Here is a 17,752-nt window from a genome sequence, read left to right on the forward strand (position 1 = left end):
CTAGGGTTGATTATTTTGTTGTTGACGTAATTTAGATTTCAGGTTTTCAATATTAGATAAATTGCCTTCATCCGTCGCTTTTTTCGCTGGTCGTGGTTGGTAATCGGCCTTCTTTGCCCATTCTGGCAACTGTTCTTTAACGTGCTTCCCATTACTAGTACGCCTTGATTGACGCGATTTAGTCTGGCGTTGCTTTCGAAAGTCTTTTAAAGCTCGAATGGCATCACTAGCCGACTGCACCCCTTTTCGGGTCCAGGCATTAGCAATGGCATCCACTAAATTAGCATTCAGAGAAGCCTTCCCTTGCTCTACTATAACATAATGTAAAAGAACATTAATAGCGCTAATCGGTAAGGTTTGCGCTTCCACCAAACGTTCTAAGGTATATCGTTCATTGCTACTAACGTAGCCACTATTGGTCGCATTTTTTAATCCCGTTAAATAATCTAAAGGCGAGTAAGCTTGCACCTGTTGAACTAATTGCTTTTCGACTTCCGATAAATCATGTAGATCTTCATTGGAATTTGACGTTTGGACGCTAGGCTGACGGCTCGCTTGTCCTTGTTGACGGACCAATTGCTTAAAGCGGTCAACATCAAATTGATTATTGGTGACATCAACTGCCTTAATCATTAATTCGGCTAATTGAAACTCATCCAATTGATATAAGAGATGCTCCGCCATAATCACTTGATGATAATCAGTCATGACCTGATGATCAATTCCCTGCAATTGTAATTGTTGGCCTAATAATTCCCAGTCAAAAGCTGGATCACTCACCTTCGAAGACTTGGATTTAACTAGTGCATTGGTTTGCCGGGCAGTTTTGATCACTGGATCAACTTGCTTTAATGCTTGTTTACCAATCGTATAAACGTCTAAAAAGGGTGTGGTGACTTCCGCTAGCTCACTAGACTTCAAATAATATTGGTTTGCCCTTTGAGATAACTGATTAAAGGCTTGTTCACCTACCATTTGTAGTAATAGAACACTTAGTAAATCATCAGCTAAAAATTCATCTGGCGATAAGGTCGGATGTAACTCATAAACGAGCACTTCACCTAAATCATCGATTTGCTGAAAAGTTTTTAGCAAGCCTAATGCTTCCAATTGCTGTCTTCCTTGATCAATCGCCTGAATCCCGGCCCCAAGTTGCACCATTAGCTTTTGGTGCGGTTGCCGGTCCGTTAGCACTGGGTGAACAGAGGGATTTAACTGTAAAGCATAAAAAAGCCCCATAGCAGTGGGACTCATCAATGGTTGATAAAAACTAAGAAATGTCGTTTGGTCAAATTTGCCAAAATCAGGACTCAAAGAGACTACATAGCCCGTTTGAGACTGTAATCGAACCAGATTGTTCCCCATGACACTCACTTCTTCTCCATTGATTCAATTTCCTTACGAAAAGCTTCAACATCCTTAAATTCACGATAAACACTAGCAAAGCGAATATAGGCAATTTCATCAACTGGCTTTAATTCGTTCATCACAAATTCACCGATCGCTTGCGTGGATATCTCAGTTTCCCCTAACCGCCGGGCTTGGGACTCAACTTTATCAGCAATTTCAGTTAAGGTTTGCATCCCAACTGGTCGTTTTTCAGCCGAACGAATCAAGCCGTTCAATAACTTCTGCCGATTAAAGGGTTCCCGACTGCCATCTTTTTTGATCACTAACAAAGGAATTTCTTCATAACGTTCAAAGGTCGTAAATCGGAAACCACAGTTAGGGCATTCCCGACGCCGCCGAATGCTCGAGCCATCATCGGCTGGTCGACTATCAATTACCCGTGATCCTTCTTGTCGGCAATGTGGACAAATCATTGCTCTATCCCCTCTCAACTTGTTTTATTAATTATATCACATGAATATCATTTACGATAATTTAGCCAGGGCTTGATCAACTTGATGATATAAACCAGCTTGATCATTATCATTCATCAAAACCACATCGGCCCTAGCCATCTTTTCGGTCAAGGGATACTGAGCTGCGATCCGGGCTTGAGCCGCTGCTTGATCCAAATGGTCCCGAGCCATTAGACGGGTCAGTTGTTGCTGAGGAAAACAAGCGACCACCCAGGTCAAGTCACATCTTTGCTCCCAGCCCGTTTCAAATAATAAGGGAATATCCAGGACCACTACTGGACATCGCTGGGCCTTTAGATCTTCTAAACGCCCTAAAATGGTCCGAAAAATTAACGGATGGAGGATCTGGTTTAACTTCTGGCGAGCATGTGAATCAGCAAACACAACCTTACCTAATTGTGCTCGATTAAGGTTACCATCAGGATTGATGACCTCATTACCAAAGGCTTCTTGAATTAAAGCGAGCCCCTTGGTTCCTGGTTCAACAACCTGGCGAGCTACTATGTCAGCATCAATTATCTTTAACCCTTTAGTCTTTAAATACTGACTAACGGTTGATTTACCAGTGGCAATTCCGCCGGTCAGGCCGATTACCTTAGTCATCTTGGCCTCGTAAAGGCTGGCACTGCGGGCAGTAAGTGGTGCCACGTTGAGCTACCTTAATTTTAATCATCGTCGTTCCACACCGGGGACAAGGCTCGCCAGCATGCCCATAGGCTTGGAGTTCATTTTGAAATTCTCCCGCATTACCAAAAGCGTTCTTGAAGGTATGGACGGTCGTTCCATGTAACTTCGTTGCCCTTTTAATCTCACTGATAATACTTTTTCGCAATATACTTGCTTGAGTATCTGACAAGAAGTTAGCCGGTTGCTCAGGATTGATCTTGGCCATCCATAAGACTTCGTCGCAATAGATATTCCCCAAGCCCGCTACATGCGATTGGTTCAATAAAAACGGCTTAATCTTGCCGCGACTGTGCTTCAAAATATCGATAAAATAATCTAACTTAAAATCTTGCTCCGTCGGTTCCGGTCCAATCGTTTTTAAGCCTCCCACTTCATTTTCGGTTCCTGTTTTAACCAAAGTCATCCGACCGAATTTCCTGGTATCACGGTAACAGAGATCTGTTTGATCCGTAAAATGGAAAATGACGTGCGTATGTTTATCTACTTCACCGCCTGTAGGTTGGTTAAAATAACTCCCTTCCATTCGGAGGTGGGAAACCATCGTTAATTGATTCGTAAACCGAAAGAGCAAATACTTTCCTCGACGATCAATATCCGTAATGGTCTGTCCGATTAAAGCTTGGCGGAATTCTTCAACATCATTTGTAATGGTTTTCCCATACAAAACATCAATCCCATTGATTTGCCGCCCGGCAGCAATTCGCATTAATCCTCGACGAACTGTTTCTACTTCTGGTAATTCAGGCATTGTTAATCCTCAATTTTCTTTAAATCATACCAAGTTGGTCCAACTTTACTTTCAACTTTTAGCGGAACGGATAACTTAACCGCCGAATCCATCACCTCCGTCACAACTTGACGAAGGGTGGCTAACTCTTCTTTCGGTGCTTCAAATACCAATTCGTCATGGATTTGCAGGAGCATCCGAGCTTGCAAATGATGTGCAGCAAGCGCTGGTCCCATTCTGATCATGGCAATTTTAATAATATCAGCCGCGCTCCCTTGAATAGGTGTATTCATAGCGGTCCGCTCAGCAAAAGAACGCAAATTAAAGTTTTTAGCATGAATATCTGGCAAATACCGACGCCGATGGGTAATGGTTTCAACATAACCTTGCTGCCGAGCAGTTTCGACAATCGACTTGGTATAGTCATGGACTCCTGGAAATTCAGCAAAATAACTCTCAATAAAAGTTTTCGCCTGTTTAGGACTGACATTAATATTTTGGGCTAGTCCGTAATCACTAATTCCATATACAATCCCAAAATTGACGGCCTTCGCTTGACGCCGCATGTTAGGGGTAACTTCTTCGTCAGGTAAGAGGTGAAAGATCCGTCGGGCAGTTGCTGCGTGAATATCCTCACCATTGATAAAGTCTGCTTGCATATTTTGATCGCCACTAACATGGGCTAACACCCGCAGTTCCACTTGTGAGTAATCCGACGAGAAGATTTCCCAACCCGCCTCACTCGGTACAAAGGCCTGTCGGATTCGTCGACCTTCTTCGACACGAACCGGAATATTTTGTAAATTGGGGTCGACTGAAGACAGCCGTCCTGTTTGCGTCAAAGTTTGTAGATAGCGAGTGTGAATCTTATGGTCATCAGGGTGAATAACCTTCAGCAACCCGGTCACATAGGTAGACTGAATTTTGGCAATCTGCCGATATTGTAAAATCAAATCAACTACTGGGGCCTGGTCACGTAGCTTTTCTAAAACACTCACCGCTGTTGAATAACCAGTCTTGGTCTTCTTTATTACTGGTAATTTTAACTTTTCAAAAAGAATTACCCCTAATTGTTTAGTTGAATTAATATTGAATTCTTCACCAGCAGCTTGATAGATTGCTTGCTCTAGTTCACTTAACCGCTCCGTTAGTTGGCTTTGCATCTGAGTTAAAGTGCTAGTTTTCACCATTACACCATCAATTTCCATTTGAGCCAGAACCGCTGACAGTGGCAGTTCAATATCAGTGTATAAGGATAGTTGTTCATTCGCCTTTAACTGGTCAAACAGTGGCTGCCGCAATTCATAAATGGCGCGAGCCTTATTAGCTAAGTGCGTGTAAAAAACTTCATTATCCTCTGGCACAGCCTGTTTCGCCCCTTTGCCGTAGACTACTTCATCAGGTTGCACATCATGATAATCATGAACTTGGGCTAATAAACCTAGATCATCACTATTTTCATTTGTATCTAACAGATAAGAGGCTAATAATAAATCAAATGCTACGTGATGAAGCGACACCCCTAATCGATGCAAGGCTACCAGTTGTGCCTTCGCATTAAAGACATCTTTTTTGATTCCATCATTAGCTAATAATTGCTTAATTTCTGGTTTTTGCAAAAGGTTAATATCCCGACTCACTAACCAACAATCGGGTCTACCTAAGACAAAGCCAACTGGTTGAGCCAAATGATAATTTGCTTCTAACATTTCTAGATGAAAAACCAAGCTGGTCTTAAATTGATCTAGTAAGGATAGATTATCCGCCGTTAATTCTACGTATTGAACGGGTTTAACAGTCGGTACGGGAGCTTCAACGCCCATTTGAGACAAAAACGATTGGAAGTTTAATTCCCGATATAACTCCGCTAAGGCTTCCTGATCAGGTCCTTGATAGGTTAAATCTGTTAGCTGCACTTCGACTGGGGCATCACGTTTGATCGTCGCTAAAGTTTGGCATTCCCGAGCAATCTTTTCCTCATTGATTAGGTTTTCCTTTCGCTTACTTGGTTTCATGTCTTGAACATGCTCGTATAAGCCATCGAGAGAGCCATACTCTTGAATCAAACTAACTGCTGTTTTTTCACCAATCTTAGTAACGCCAGGATAATTATCCGAGCTATCCCCCATTAACGCCTTTACGTCAATGTATTGAACCGGCGTCACGCCCAGTTTTTCTTGCATATATTCGGGCGTATAATCTTTCGTTTGGGTTACCCCTTTTTTCGTTACCGCCACCGTGGTTTGCGGAGTCACTAATTGGGTTAAATCCCGATCACCGGTAATAATCGTAGTTTCGTATCCCGCTTGATCAGCTTCTTGGGCTAAGGTGCCAATAATGTCATCGGCTTCATAATTAGACAACTCATAACTTTGAATTCCGCTATCCTGAACCAGCCGCCGAACATAGGGAATCTGTTCGGTTAATTCACTAGGCGTTTTATCACGACTCCCCTTGTAATCATCAAACAACTGAGTTCGAAAAGTAACCTTTCCCGCATCAAAAGCCACCAACGCTGCATCCGGATGATATTCTGCTAAGACATGGTCAAGCATTAGTTTAAATCCATAAATCGCTGCGGTATGTAAGCCATCTTGATTCGTAAATCGCTCTAATTGATTATGCATGGCGAAGAAAGCCCGAAACATAATACTATTACCATCGATCAATAATAATTGTTTTGCCATTTTAACTCCCCATTTACCGTTCGTATTCATTGTTCAATTGTACCAAACATTTATCAGAATTTTTAATCTGATGCCTAATTACCTGATAAATAAAAAAACCGGGATCTCATTGGATCGCCGGTTCATGATTCAATTAGTCTCGATTACTCATCCCAAAAATTTGAAGGAATTGGATAAATAGGTTAACAAAATCAAGGTAAAGTTGCAAAGCTCCCTGAATTGCTAAACCTGTCATGGAAACCTCATGACCATAATTTACGTAAATTGCTTTCATCTTTTGAGCATCCCAAGCGGTTAAAACAACGAAAATGATCACCGCAATGTAAGAAAAGATGTAAGTAATTGCCGCACTACGTAAAAACATATTAACAATGGTGGCAATAATTAAAGCAATTAATGCTGCCATCGCATGGCTACCAGCTCGGGTTAAATCACGCTTTGTAACCGTTCCGTAAAAAGCCATGGTGATAAATACCGCCGACGAGGAAACAAAAGCTGCCGCAATATTGGCAGTCGTAAAGGCCCCCGCGATTAAAGCAAACTCAAAGCCATAAATAATTGCCGTTAACATGAGCATCAAAAAGGCCCCCGCAGGGTTTCGAGTAGCACTAAAGCTCACTCCCATAGATAATGCAATTGGTAATAATAAGATTAACCAAATCATTCCCGTATGTTGTGCCGCGAAAAGCATTAAAGTTGTCCGAAAGGCTGTCATGGACAAGTAAGCCGTCGCCGCCGAAACTAAAACGGCTAAGGTCATAATCCCATACATACGTGTCAAAAAGGCATTTAAGCCCACTGAAGCATTGACTTCACGCCGTTGTGGCTCTTGTGTATAGTTGTTCACTATTTTACCTCCTAAATTTTTCCCAAATTATTCTTGATTGATTAAAAAAATGGTAGCAAATGCTACCATTTCAAGCAAGTAATTTAACCTAGCAATTTCTCATATTGATCTTCATATTTTTCGATATCACCGGCTCCCATGAAGACCACTACTGCTTGGTGATATTGGAGTAACTGATCAAGGGTATGCTGATCAATTGCATGTCCATTGGGGATCAGATCAATCAGATCTTGATTTGAAATATCCCCAGCTTGTTCCCGAATCGATCCAAAGACCGGGGTCACATAAGTTTGATCGGCTTTTTTTAGCGATTCCCCAAAATCATTTAAATAAGCTTTAAGCCGAGAATAGGTATGTGGCTGGAAAACCGCTACCAATTCACGATCTGGATATTTTTGGCGGGCCGCGTCCAGTGTTGCCTTAATTTCCGATGGGTGGTGAGCGTAATCATCAATAATGGCAATATCACCTTTATCGGTTTCGCTAAACCGCCGCTTGACTCCATTAAAGCTTTGCAAAACTTCAGCAACGACCGCCATATCTAATTGTTCCGTATAGGCTAGGGCAATCACAGCCAAAGCATTTAACACACTGTGTTGTCCATATAGATGAATATTGAAATGACCAATTAATTGATCCTGATGGTAGGCGTCAAAAGCTGAGCCCGATGCTGTCCGTTGGATATTTACTGCCCGAAAATCATCTTGATCATTCGTTCCATAATAATAAACCGGCACATCAAACGTCATTTGCCGTAATTGTGGGTCTTCTCCCCAGGCAAAAACAGCCTTTTTTACTTGTTGACTGTAGGCTTTAAATGAGTCAACTACATCGACTAAATCTTTAAAATAATCGGGGTGATCAAATTCAACATTCGTCATAATGGCATAGTCGGGATGGTAAGCCAAGAAGTGATCGCGGTATTCATCGGCTTCAAAAACAAAGAATTGCGCATCGGCAACACCACGCCCGACCCCATCACCAATTAAATAATTAGTTGGCGCAAGCTTAGCCAAGACATGCGATAACAATCCGGTCGTACTGGTTTTTCCATGGGCTCCGGCAATCCCAATACTGGTATATCTCCGGACTTGTTCTTCCACTGTTGCGGGATAACTTTGGACCGTTAAGCCCATGGCATGCGCCTGAACAATTTCAGGATGATCATCATTAAAGGCATTCCCTTGGACCACAATCATGCCTGGCTTTAAATTGTCAGGATTAAATGGTAGAATCTTGATTCCCGCAGCTTCAAGCGGAGCCTGAGTGAACGTTTCCTTCTCAATATCAGATCCAAGCACCTCATGTCCCTGATCCTTTAATAATCGTGCCAAGGAAGCCATTCCGGTTCCCTTAATTCCCACAAAGTAATATGTACTCATTTTTGTCACTTCCCTTAGACAAATAATTGATTTCCTTTTTCAAAATCAAATGCATCCCCAGCTTGGCCAAAGTCATCTGGTAGAATCACACAGCCTGGTTGTTGCGGTGCATTGGCCAGGTTCAATTCCCTCCCGGCACAAATCATTCCAAAACTAGGTACCCCAACTAATTCACCCGGCCAGATCATCTGACCACTTGGCATCATCGCTCCTGGTTTGGCGACGATCACTTTTACATGATTGGCGATGTTAGGTGAACCACAAACAATTTGTAACTGTTGATCACCAACGTCCACTTTCGTAATATGCAAATGATCAGACTTAGGATGATCTTCCATTTCAGCCACATAGCCAATCACAAATTTTGGATCATGATCCGCAACTAATAATTGATCAAAGCCGGCCGCTTGTACTGCCTGGTTCAACTTAGCAACCTGGTCATCAGTTAAGAATAGTTGTCCAGCAGCTTGACTGGTTAATTCTGGTAAAAGTTCGCTTGCTGCTAAGAAGTTATACCCTAACAAACTACCATCCTCACTCGATGTTAGTTGCACTACTTGACCTGCTTTGTGGACGGTTTGCCCACCAACTGTTGGAGCCACCATTGTGACTAGGACGTCCCCCATCCCAGCTTGATTGTAACTTGAAATTAACATTCCTAACCTCATTCATTTCTTTTCAAATCAGGGTCTAGTTTACCATAGTCATTTGCTTATAAAAAGGACTTGGGTCAAATATCAATCGATCCCAAATCCCTTGTTTAATTCTTATTCAATCCGTTAATAAAAGTTTCTACTTCTTGCTTGGTTTTCCGATCCTTGTTTACAAATCGTCCAATTTCTTGACCATCTTGATAAGCAACAAAACTCGGAATCCCCATAATGCCCATTTCAGCGGCTAAATCAATGTTTTCATCGCGATCAACTTTAATAAAGGTGAAATCAGCAAATTCCGCTTCAATTTCCGGCATCGCAGGCTTGATAAAACGACAATCTGGACACCAATCAGCCGTAAAAAAGAGGATGTAGCGACCGTTTTGTAATTGCGCTTCTAAATCAGTTAAATTAGTTTTTGGTAAATCTTTCATTGCCAACCTCCAGAAAGCTTTTTGTTTAGTCTACTGAATTTAATCTTCAAATGCCAATTAAACGCTCATCAGCACCTCAAGCGAATTTATGATAAAATAAAACTACTAAATTGATATGTGGGGGCTCAATATGTCAGAAAAATCATCACATCTAAATCCCCTAGTCGTGGTTTCAGTCCTTGGTTTAGCTGGTCTTGCCGGTTACTCAGCTGGGTACCTTTTAGCTGATCGTGGCTTATCTTCCGAACAGGTTTTGCGACATGTTATTAATACTTTTGAAGCCAATGGTGAAATTATCGGGACTTGGATCCACAAACACCCCGAAAAGTACCCTTATCAGGATTCGATTCTCCGAGTTTACCATGGAGGATTTCGTCAACAAGTTGGATATGAAATCTTATCCTATGAATTTTTTGTAGATCGGCGAACTGGAACCGTCGTAGAGTTACAATTAACGGACTCGACAGAAGCCAAATAAGAATATTAAGGCAGGCAAAACACGTTGTGCAATCAAGGTGTTTACCTGCCTTTTCGTTACTTAAAATGAGCCCTCAATTTGTAAATCGGTTGGCCCTTCGCCGCAAATTTTTGTTCATACTCGGTTTCAACATTGTCTTCTTGCTCATCACTATGATGTAAATCCAGCCAAACTCCATCAAAAAGCATCCCATAATTATTTAAACTCTGGAGTGAGTATTCAAATAATCCCATGTTATCGGTTTTCATTTCAATACATCCTTGGTCAACCAGCACCCGTTGATAGTTGGTCAAGAAACTCTTATAAGTTAAGCGTCGCTTCTCATGTCGCGTTTTAGGCCAAGGATCGGAGAAATTCAAATATAACTGTTGGATTTCGCCTTCTGCAAAATAGGTATCTAATCCTGCCCCATCGGCCCGCACAAAGGTCAAATTAGGTAAAGCTAAGGGTTCTGCTTTTTTAGCAGCAATCGCCGCCACCGTGCTCTCAATTTCCAAGCCAATGAAGTTAAACTGGGGGTATTTTTGAGCCATCCCAATGATGAATTGTCCTTTCCCCATTCCTACTTCTAGATGCAAAGGTTGATCCTTTTCAAAGCGATTTTGCCACTTACCTTTGTATTCTGTCGGATTGATACTCACGGTTTCGGGATGACTTTCTAAATAAGGGTCGGCCCACTTCTTGTGTTTTACACGCATTTATTTCTCCTTAAAAACTCGCATTGGCAAATACCAATGCACTAATAATTCACCTTCAATTACAATAATGAAAACATTTAAGACAAGGTTTGAACTCATCACCGTCGCCAATAGTAAAATAATTGCGACCGGCCATAGCACCCGTCGAGTCAAGCTTAGATAAGCATTTTGACGTTGCTTGGCTTCCAGGGGATACAGATAAGTGAAGACCTTATTGTCAAATTGATGATACTCAGGTCCTAGTTGACTGACAATTACATATAAACTTAATGCTAATACGACCGTCTGCAACCAATTGATAGGAATGAAAAAGGTAATGATTGCTAAGATTAATGTTAAGCGCACTACCAATCCACTGGTATCGGAACCTCGTACGAAGCCTCGGGCATATAAATAGCCCCACTGACCATCTTGGTGGGCTAAATATTTGATAATTCCATCCGCCCAAGCCCGACGTTTCACTCGTCCTTGCACTTGCGGAACATCCGTGAAGAGATTAAAAAACCGATAGATCGATTCGGTACGTGCTTGTTCATAAGCAATGGCGGCTGGCCAATCAAAGCTACCCCGCGAATTTAAATATTGGCCAGTTAGCAAAAGTATTAAACTAAGAACCAAGGCCATCAATGACCACCCCATCCACATGGTCGCCGCAACCACCAGGGTCATGCCCCACTGTACGAAATTAATTAATCGTGTGTTCTTCGTAAAATTCAAGAAGCGTTGCTTTTCCCAAACTAACCAATTTAATTTTAAAATTACCACCGTCAAACCGATCACAACCATAGTAAGGGGCGAAATTTTCATGATAGTTAAAGCCAAGGGCAGTGCGATAACTGTTAGGGCCAAAGTCATAATTAAACCTAGGCTCGCACTATAATAGCTTGCTGGTTTTAAATACTGCTTGATTTGACTAGTTAAGGGCAATAAAACAACTGGATCAGGTTGTTCAACAAACAGGGCCCAGCGTCCGACTTGCATAGCTAACGTAACCCATCCAATTAGTACCATTCGCCACCATGGTTGCGTATTAACCTGCGGTAACAACTGATCATAACTGTAAGCCATCGCTCCTGCCATAAAGAAAAGAGCAATAATAAAATGATCATTAAAAACCAGTCGCCAGTAATGCAGATAATGGACCCAACGACTTTGCTGACGTTGCCAAAATAATTTAGTTAGCATGGTGATCTCCTTGCGCTAATTGCAAATAGATTTCATCCAAGGATTCTCCCTGATGACCACTCAAAGCCTGCAAATCTTGTAGACTACCTAGAGCTTGCACCTGCCCGTCAGCTAACAAGACGAATCGATCACAATATCTTTGGGCCGTATCGAGAACGTGCGTTGACATAAGAATAGCCACTCCTTGAGCTTTCTTTTGATCAATAATTGTCAACAAATCGTGGACGGCTAAGGGATCCAGGCCATAAAAAGGTTCATCAATTACTAATAACTTCGCCTCGGTCATAAAGGCCATACAAATCATGACCTTTTGCTTCATCCCCTTTGAAAAATCAACTGGAAACCAGTCCAATTTATTTTCTAACCGAAAAGTCTTTAATAGCTCCTTGGCCCGTTGCCAAGCTGAACTTGGATCTAATTGATAGGCATTGATGGTCAATTGGAGATGTTCCCGTAAGGTCAGTTCTTCATATAAAACCGGTGTTTCTGGAACATAAGCGATGGCTTTTTTGTAGGTAAGCGGATCATTGGCTAAGGTGGCCCCATTAACTTGAATCGAACCCGAGAATGGTTGTAACAGACCAATAATATGATTAATCGTGGTTGACTTACCAGCCCCATTTAAGCCAATCAACCCCACTAATTCGCCGGGTTGAACTTGAAAGCTAATATTTTTTAAAACTGGCACTTGGGAATATCCACCGACCAGTTGGTCAATTGTTAACATTTGTCGCTCCTTTTATTAGTTCACTGATTATATCATAGTAATCCAAAGATCAAAATGCAATTATCACCCCAGTTGCGGTATACTAATGGAAATGAAAGCGAGGTTATGAAGATGGAAGATTGTATTTTTTGCAAAATTATTGCTGGCGAGATCCCTAGCTATACCGTGTATGAAGATGATGTCGTCAAGGCTTTCTTGGACATTTCTCAAAATACACCTGGTCACACGCTAGTGATTCCTAAGAAGCATGTAAAAGATATTTTTGAATACGATGAAGATTTAGCGGCCGAAGTTTTTAAACGGATTCCTAAGATTGCCCGGGCCATCAAGGCGTCAAATCCTGATATCAAGGGCATGAACGTTATGAATAATAATGGTGAAGTGGCTTATCAAAGCGTCTTCCACAGTCACTGGCATCTCTTACCACGCTATTCCAGTGATGATGATTTCAAGATTAACTTTACTGACCACTCTAACGATTATGCTAGCGAAGATTACGAAGCCGTTCGCCAATCCATCGCAGCTCAGTTCAAGGATTAATCATGTTTACCAAAGTAAAAGCGGAAGTTAAAGATTATCAGAATCATCTAACAGCAATCACAAAGGCCGGTCAAGATTTAGGTAACCATGCCCAAACTTTAACGAATGAACTGGCTAATTTAATTCAAGTGATTGCAGAAATTAATCACGATCTGGAATTGTTTAATTTCCGTAATCAAGCTCATTTGGACCGGATCAATCATATTTTAGAAAAATATCATCAATCATAAAAGAAGAGGATTGGAAGAACCTAATGATGGTTCCTCCAATCCTCATTTTCTTTAATCATACTGGTAACAGTGCTCCATGAGTCTCAAGCTATCTCGATAGAGTTCCTTCATGTTTTTTCCGGCTTATTGTCTACTTATTCAAAGTTGAATAAATCCGTTGAGAGGTATCGTTCACCACCATCCGGTGCCACCGTAACGACCTTCCTACCTGCTCCTAACTCTTGAGCTAATTGGATTGCTCCGGCAATATTGGCCCCTGCCGAAATCCCTGGTAAAAATCCTTCTTGTCGGGAAACCGCTTGGGCGGTCGCAATCGCCTCATCGCTGGAAATTTCAACGATACCATCATAAACATCTTGATCCAAAGTAGCTGGAATAAAACCAGCACTAATTCCTTGGATCTTGTGTTTACCAGCTTGACCATCCTTTAGTAATGGTGATTCAGCAGGTTCTAAAGCATAAACCTTGACGTGATCATTAACCGCCTTTAAGTCGTGACCAATTCCTGTCAAAGTTCCACCAGTCCCAACCCCGGCAACAAAGGCGTCTGGTAAATCATCTTCACCAAATGCAGCAATAATTTCCTTCCCAGTCGTTGCTTCATGGGCCGCTGGGTTGGCTGGATTTTCAAATTGCATCGGCATAAAGTAGCCTTTTTGATCTACTAATTCTTGAGCCTTAGCAATCGAACCCTTCATTCCATCGGCTCCAGGAGTCAAGATTAGTTCAGCCCCATAACCTTGCATTAATTTACGTCGTTCTACACTCATGGTTTCTGGCATGGTAATGACTAGGTGATAACCTTTTGCAGCTGCAACGGCTGCTAATCCGATTCCTGTATTCCCCGAAGTCGGTTCAACAATCGTATCCCCCGCTTTCAAAAGGCCATCTGCTTCCGCCTTTTCAATCATGGCTAAGGCAATCCGATCCTTAATTGAACCGGCTGGGTTAAAGAATTCCAATTTAACGTAAACATCAGCGGCCCCTTCTGGAACCACTCGGTTAAGTTTAACAATTGGAGTATTGCCAATTAATTCATTAATTGAGTTGTAGATTTGCTTTGTCATATTGTTATTTCTCCTTTGACTTGAGTTAACCAATTTTCAAAAAAACGTTGTGAAACGGTTTGCCAGTGATAAACTGGCTCACCTAGTTGCATATAATAATTTACCGGCCGGGCGATTAAGCCGGGCGAACTTTTGGTCGCTTGCACTTCCCGTTGGTATTCCTTTAATAGAGCGCGTTGACCATACTCCAAATGCGAAAACAAGAAGGTAAACGGAAATTCACGACTAGTGAGTAAAAAGTTCCGATGATTAGAAGCTACCGCATTCACTACCAAATCTTTAGTTGCGACAATTTGATCTGAATCCATTTCCGCGTAACGAGCGTGCGGAGCCATGAAACCTGACTGCAGTCCCTTTAACAAGGCGGTTGGTTGAGTAATTTGATGAGAATAAGCGCCGAATAATTTGTTCGCTAACGGGTACTTATCAATCTCATAAAAGTGATGCATTGCGACCATGGCTCCCCAACAGACAAAGAGGGTCGGAATGCGCTTAGTTTTTAATTGTTCTAATAGTGCGATTATCTCATCATAATAAGTCACTTCTTCAAAATCAATTTGTTCTAATGGCGCTCCGGTGATAATAAAAGCATCATAGCGATAAACTTGATTAACCGCCAAGGGCTGCGAAATTTTAGCCACTAACTCTGGAACGGGACGATCAAGATAATGATCAACCGGATACAAGAATTCAATTTGAACTTGGGGGTCAGCGAACTTTAAAACTTCTTGAAATCGTTTTTGAGTATCAAGCTTATCATGCATTAAATTTAAAATTCCAATGGTAGTCGTTATTGTCACCCTCCTTTATCTTTACAAACAAAAACGGTCACTAACCAACATGGCTAGTGACCTTTTAGATCAAGGTTTTCGAGATCCTATCGTACCCCAAAAGACCCAACTGAGACCATGTCAGTTCGGATATTTTGACGAGTACAACAACAAAATACATTTCTTAACATAATCTCAGCTCCTTTCTTCGTTTGCTTGTTGAGGTAACTTTACCTGATCTCTTACTATTTGTCAACAATTATTATTAAAAAACTCTTAGACTTACATCTAGCTTATTATTCTGCACTACTGCTGGAAGCCGAACTCGATTCAGTTGAGCTACTATCACTGGATGAGCTTGAACTAGTGCTGCTAGAAGATGAGCTTGAAGAACTGGATGAACTAGATGAAGAAGTATTCAAGTAATCAGCTAGAATATTCTTCAAATCACTATCCTTAATTGAGACGTCACCCTTCTTCAAAGCCTTGGAAACGACCTTCTTGACGAAATCACTATCATTCATGTTTTCTGTGACAATCTGGTCTTTCAGGTCACTGATGTGATTAGCATACTTCCCTTTCGCTGGGTGCTTAATCATATAAATCACATAGTAAGTATCATCGTCACCTTGCACCGGACTGGTAGTGTATTCACCATTCTTCAGTTTATAAGCGGCTGTCTTAACAGCATCTGGCAAGGACGTGTCCGTATTATCAAAGGTTGGCATAACCCCACCAGAAGAAGCCGTCGCACTATCCGTCGACTTGGATTTAGCTAACTTCTTAAACTCTTTCAGCTTATTACTAGAAGTTGAGTTCAAATCATCAATGATACTTTGAGCATCCGATTCGCTACCCACCGTAATCATCGCCGTTGAGATCTTTGGTTGATATTCCTTCCATTGCTTCTTCAAAGCAGAAGTTGAGAAGGATGAACTTGCCCGAACAGCTTCTTCTAATAATAAGCGCGACCGAATTTGGTCTTTGAAGGTACTAGTAGTATACCCCTGTTGAGCAAGGACTGATGAGAAGGAACTTCCATAAGTCTTTTTCGCTGCATTATATTCTTTGTTAACGTCACTGGATGAAACCTTGCTGCCATATTGTTTCTCTAAAACTTTATCGAGGATCATTTGTTGCAAGACTTGCTTTCCAGCCGTCGTTTGTTTCATGCTACTGTAATATTCACTTTGGGTAATTTTTCCCCCATTAGTAGTCGCAACCGCTTTATTCCCACAGGCTGCTAGTGGTAGTGCGAGTGCAACCCCCGCAACTAAAGCCAAAATTTTCTTGGACTTCAAACTATTCACATCCTTTTTATTGATACCTGTTTAATATACCACATGTTAAAGGAAAACTCTGGATTTACTCGGAATCTTTAAAATCTCTTTGCAATTCATCCTTAAAAAAGCGCCGGTTTTCTAGTGAAAAAACACGTTCCGAATAATCATCAATTTCTACATTCTTCAGTGCTTGATTAATTTCCACAATCGAAGCATCTAATTCATCTAAGCGATGTAAGATTTCGGCTTCGATTAATTGGGGACGCACCGGAGAACCATATTCTAGCAAACCATGATGAGCTAAAATAACATGTCGTAATAAGATGACCGGTTCGCTCTCGGCATCTAAGTACTTTCGTTGACAGGCTTGGACAATTTCACCATCCACAATTGAGATATGCCCCAGTAAACTTCCCGCAATCGTATATTGAGTGGCCACTGGGCCTGATAATTCAATGACCTTGCCTAGATCATGTAGCATCGCTCCCGCATACAAAAGCGAGCGATTAATTCCTGAATATTGCTCGGCCACAGCTTGTGCTAATCTCAGAATCGATAGCGTATGAAAAGCCAGTCCTCCAACTAGGGCATGATGATTAACTTTCGCAGCCGGATATTGAAAGAACTGATCACCATAATGATTCATTAGATCAGTGACAATAATCCGAAATTCATCTACCTTAATGGCCGCAAAAAATGGTCGTAAAGCTTCTCGTAGCTCCTGATCGGTTAGGTCAACCCGTTGGACATATAAATTGGGATCAGCTGGTTCATCATTCGTTGCCAATCGTAAGCCCTGGATATTAACCTGAGCTTGGCCTTGATATTGATCACCCAAGCCCTGCAGATAAACAACGCGTCCTGGTTGGAACTCATCGATCTGAATCGGCGTGACATCCCAAAGATTACCACTAATCTCCCCAGTTTGATCGGAAAAGGTAATATTCAAATAAGGATTTCCGTTACGCGCTGTGCGGGATTGTACATCTTTGAGTAAAACAAAGAGGGTGACTGGTTCACCGACTTCAATTTGACTAATTTGCATCATTACTCCTCATGAAAAAACAACTCCAAGTTTGTCTTAGGCATCCTTGGAGTTGTTAAATATTATTCTGGATCCTTCAAAAGATCATTGTATAGGGATTGAATCGGACTCGTCAGATTTTGATTAATCTGTTGAATCATTTGATCAAGCCGTTTTTCTTGTTCCATTAACTTCATAATGGATGCTTCCGCGCTAACCTTTTTCGCCATGTCTTGAATGGCTTTGATTTCGTCTTCACTAGGTTGTTGGCCCTGCATTTGCTTGTGTTGGGCTTCCGCCTGTTGCTTTTGAAAATCCCGGAATAAAGCTACTGCCGCTTCATCTGCCATCAGTTCTTCAACAGCTACCTTTAAATCCTGGTACTCTTGTGTTTCCACCATTTGGCGCGACATTTCATTTGCCGTATCAAAAATATTTACTACCATCTTAATTTGGTCCTCCATTAAA

20 protein-coding genes are annotated in these 17,752 nt (G+C 41.6%); 3 read left to right on the forward strand and 17 right to left on the reverse strand.

The window, feature by feature from the left end:
- The 9 genes from FC60_RS04025 to FC60_RS04065 form a co-directional block, all read right to left on the reverse strand.
- Entirely contained in the window at nucleotides 1–1,365 is a 1,365-nt protein-coding gene (locus FC60_RS04025; RefSeq protein ID WP_056937183.1) for a DnaD domain protein, read from the reverse strand.
- A gap of 5 nt (nucleotides 1,366–1,370) precedes the next feature.
- Nucleotides 1,371–1,823 carry a transcriptional regulator NrdR gene (nrdR, locus tag FC60_RS04030; RefSeq protein WP_056937184.1) on the reverse strand — a complete coding sequence of 151 codons (453 nt, stop codon included), beginning with the start codon at nucleotides 1,821–1,823 and terminating at the stop codon, nucleotides 1,371–1,373.
- A 51-nt stretch (nucleotides 1,824–1,874) separates the two neighbouring features.
- Complete coding sequence (gene coaE, locus FC60_RS04035; protein WP_056937185.1) at nucleotides 1,875–2,468, reverse strand: dephospho-CoA kinase; 594 nt, start codon at nucleotides 2,466–2,468, stop codon at nucleotides 1,875–1,877.
- Entirely contained in the window at nucleotides 2,461–3,300 is an 840-nt protein-coding gene (gene mutM, locus FC60_RS04040) for a DNA-formamidopyrimidine glycosylase (RefSeq protein WP_056937186.1), read from the reverse strand. The genes coaE and mutM overlap by 8 nt, the downstream gene beginning before the upstream one ends.
- 2 nt (nucleotides 3,301–3,302) lie before the next feature.
- Nucleotides 3,303–5,966 carry a DNA polymerase I gene (gene polA / locus FC60_RS04045; RefSeq protein ID WP_056937187.1) on the reverse strand — a complete coding sequence of 888 codons (2,664 nt, stop codon included), beginning with the start codon at nucleotides 5,964–5,966 and terminating at the stop codon, nucleotides 3,303–3,305.
- A 133-nt stretch (nucleotides 5,967–6,099) separates the two neighbouring features.
- Nucleotides 6,100–6,813: a Bax inhibitor-1/YccA family protein gene (locus FC60_RS04050; RefSeq protein WP_056937188.1), complete on the reverse strand. Its 714-nt coding sequence runs from the start codon at nucleotides 6,811–6,813 to the stop codon at nucleotides 6,100–6,102.
- A gap of 83 nt (nucleotides 6,814–6,896) precedes the next feature.
- Nucleotides 6,897–8,195, reverse strand: a complete 1,299-nt coding sequence (gene murC / locus FC60_RS04055) for a UDP-N-acetylmuramate--L-alanine ligase (protein ID WP_056937189.1) — start codon at nucleotides 8,193–8,195, stop codon at nucleotides 6,897–6,899.
- Nucleotides 8,196–8,209: 14 nt separating this feature from the next.
- Nucleotides 8,210–8,851 (reverse strand): YtpR family tRNA-binding protein, encoded by a 642-nt coding sequence (ytpR, locus tag FC60_RS04060; RefSeq protein WP_056937190.1) that lies wholly within the window; start codon nucleotides 8,849–8,851, stop codon nucleotides 8,210–8,212.
- 104 nt (nucleotides 8,852–8,955) lie between these two features.
- A complete protein-coding gene (locus FC60_RS04065) occupies nucleotides 8,956–9,282 on the reverse strand; it encodes a thioredoxin family protein (protein ID WP_056937191.1) in 327 nt (108 codons plus the stop codon).
- A 130-nt stretch (nucleotides 9,283–9,412) separates the two neighbouring features.
- Here FC60_RS04065 and FC60_RS04070 point away from each other — a divergent pair, with 130 nt between their 5' ends.
- Nucleotides 9,413–9,760, forward strand: coding sequence for a hypothetical protein (locus FC60_RS04070; RefSeq protein ID WP_056937192.1), 348 nt, complete (start codon nucleotides 9,413–9,415; stop codon nucleotides 9,758–9,760).
- A 56-nt stretch (nucleotides 9,761–9,816) separates the two neighbouring features.
- Here the strand turns inward: FC60_RS04070 and trmB are convergent, their stop codons facing one another.
- Genes trmB through FC60_RS04085 form a run of 3 tightly spaced genes read right to left on the reverse strand, consistent with a single transcriptional unit; the run spans nucleotide 9,817 to nucleotide 12,370 of the window.
- Entirely contained in the window at nucleotides 9,817–10,458 is a 642-nt protein-coding gene (trmB, locus tag FC60_RS04075; RefSeq protein ID WP_056937193.1) for a tRNA (guanosine(46)-N7)-methyltransferase TrmB, read from the reverse strand.
- Nucleotides 10,459–11,643 carry an ABC transporter permease gene (locus tag FC60_RS04080; RefSeq protein ID WP_056937194.1) on the reverse strand — a complete coding sequence of 395 codons (1,185 nt, stop codon included), beginning with the start codon at nucleotides 11,641–11,643 and terminating at the stop codon, nucleotides 10,459–10,461.
- A complete protein-coding gene (locus FC60_RS04085; protein ID WP_056937195.1) occupies nucleotides 11,633–12,370 on the reverse strand; it encodes an ABC transporter ATP-binding protein in 738 nt (245 codons plus the stop codon). The genes FC60_RS04080 and FC60_RS04085 overlap by 11 nt, the downstream gene beginning before the upstream one ends.
- Nucleotides 12,371–12,481: 111 nt before the next feature.
- Between FC60_RS04085 and FC60_RS04090 the strand changes: the two genes are divergently transcribed.
- Together FC60_RS04090 and FC60_RS04095 are read left to right on the forward strand one after the other, a co-directional pair.
- Nucleotides 12,482–12,910: an HIT family protein gene (locus FC60_RS04090; protein ID WP_056937196.1), complete on the forward strand. Its 429-nt coding sequence runs from the start codon at nucleotides 12,482–12,484 to the stop codon at nucleotides 12,908–12,910.
- A 2-nt stretch (nucleotides 12,911–12,912) separates the two neighbouring features.
- Complete coding sequence (locus FC60_RS04095; protein ID WP_056937197.1) at nucleotides 12,913–13,140, forward strand: hypothetical protein; 228 nt, start codon at nucleotides 12,913–12,915, stop codon at nucleotides 13,138–13,140.
- 134 nt (nucleotides 13,141–13,274) lie between these two features.
- Here FC60_RS04095 and cysK read toward each other — a convergent pair whose 3' ends face one another.
- From cysK to FC60_RS04120, 5 genes are all read right to left on the reverse strand, one after another.
- Nucleotides 13,275–14,207 (reverse strand): cysteine synthase A, encoded by a 933-nt coding sequence (gene cysK, locus FC60_RS04100; RefSeq protein WP_056937198.1) that lies wholly within the window; start codon nucleotides 14,205–14,207, stop codon nucleotides 13,275–13,277.
- Nucleotides 14,204–15,007: a homoserine O-acetyltransferase/O-succinyltransferase family protein gene (locus FC60_RS04105; protein ID WP_235806071.1), complete on the reverse strand. Its 804-nt coding sequence runs from the start codon at nucleotides 15,005–15,007 to the stop codon at nucleotides 14,204–14,206. Before FC60_RS04105 ends, cysK begins: the two co-directional genes overlap by 4 nt.
- A 266-nt stretch (nucleotides 15,008–15,273) precedes the next feature.
- Entirely contained in the window at nucleotides 15,274–16,278 is a 1,005-nt protein-coding gene (locus FC60_RS04110; RefSeq protein WP_056937199.1) for a peptidylprolyl isomerase, read from the reverse strand.
- A gap of 64 nt (nucleotides 16,279–16,342) precedes the next feature.
- A complete protein-coding gene (locus FC60_RS04115) occupies nucleotides 16,343–17,305 on the reverse strand; it encodes a 3'-5' exoribonuclease YhaM family protein (protein ID WP_056937200.1) in 963 nt (320 codons plus the stop codon).
- A 62-nt stretch (nucleotides 17,306–17,367) separates the two neighbouring features.
- Complete coding sequence (locus tag FC60_RS04120) at nucleotides 17,368–17,730, reverse strand: YlbF family regulator (RefSeq protein WP_056937201.1); 363 nt, start codon at nucleotides 17,728–17,730, stop codon at nucleotides 17,368–17,370.
- Nucleotides 17,731–17,752 lie beyond the last annotated feature (22 nt).

This window comes from Limosilactobacillus gastricus DSM 16045 (genome assembly GCF_001434365.1).
GTDB lineage: Bacteria > Bacillota > Bacilli > Lactobacillales > Lactobacillaceae > Limosilactobacillus > Limosilactobacillus gastricus.

Excerpts from the sequence above, each read along its gene's own strand:
- cysK (WP_056937198.1), bottom strand. The coding sequence starts at position 14,207 with ATGACAAAGCAAATCTACAACTCAATTAATGAATTAATTGGCAATACT.
- FC60_RS04120 (WP_056937201.1), bottom strand. The coding sequence starts at position 17,730 with ATGGTAGTAAATATTTTTGATACGGCAAATGAAATGTCGCGCCAAATG.
- FC60_RS04025 (WP_056937183.1), bottom strand. The coding sequence starts at position 1,365 with ATGGGGAACAATCTGGTTCGATTACAGTCTCAAACGGGCTATGTAGTC.
- ytpR (WP_056937190.1), bottom strand. The coding sequence starts at position 8,851 with ATGTTAATTTCAAGTTACAATCAAGCTGGGATGGGGGACGTCCTAGTC.
- mutM (WP_056937186.1), bottom strand. The coding sequence starts at position 3,300 with ATGCCTGAATTACCAGAAGTAGAAACAGTTCGTCGAGGATTAATGCGA.
- FC60_RS04070 (WP_056937192.1), top strand. The coding sequence starts at position 9,413 with ATGTCAGAAAAATCATCACATCTAAATCCCCTAGTCGTGGTTTCAGTC.
- trmB (WP_056937193.1), bottom strand. The coding sequence starts at position 10,458 with ATGCGTGTAAAACACAAGAAGTGGGCCGACCCTTATTTAGAAAGTCAT.
- FC60_RS04065 (WP_056937191.1), bottom strand. The coding sequence starts at position 9,282 with ATGAAAGATTTACCAAAAACTAATTTAACTGATTTAGAAGCGCAATTA.
- coaE (WP_056937185.1), bottom strand. The coding sequence starts at position 2,468 with ATGACTAAGGTAATCGGCCTGACCGGCGGAATTGCCACTGGTAAATCA.
- FC60_RS04090 (WP_056937196.1), top strand. The coding sequence starts at position 12,482 with ATGGAAGATTGTATTTTTTGCAAAATTATTGCTGGCGAGATCCCTAGC.
- FC60_RS04115 (WP_056937200.1), bottom strand. The coding sequence starts at position 17,305 with ATGCAAATTAGTCAAATTGAAGTCGGTGAACCAGTCACCCTCTTTGTT.
- FC60_RS04095 (WP_056937197.1), top strand. The coding sequence starts at position 12,913 with ATGTTTACCAAAGTAAAAGCGGAAGTTAAAGATTATCAGAATCATCTA.
- FC60_RS04085 (WP_056937195.1), bottom strand. The coding sequence starts at position 12,370 with ATGTTAACAATTGACCAACTGGTCGGTGGATATTCCCAAGTGCCAGTT.
- murC (WP_056937189.1), bottom strand. The coding sequence starts at position 8,195 with ATGAGTACATATTACTTTGTGGGAATTAAGGGAACCGGAATGGCTTCC.
- polA (WP_056937187.1), bottom strand. The coding sequence starts at position 5,966 with ATGGCAAAACAATTATTATTGATCGATGGTAATAGTATTATGTTTCGG.
- nrdR (WP_056937184.1), bottom strand. The coding sequence starts at position 1,823 with ATGATTTGTCCACATTGCCGACAAGAAGGATCACGGGTAATTGATAGT.
- FC60_RS04080 (WP_056937194.1), bottom strand. The coding sequence starts at position 11,643 with ATGCTAACTAAATTATTTTGGCAACGTCAGCAAAGTCGTTGGGTCCAT.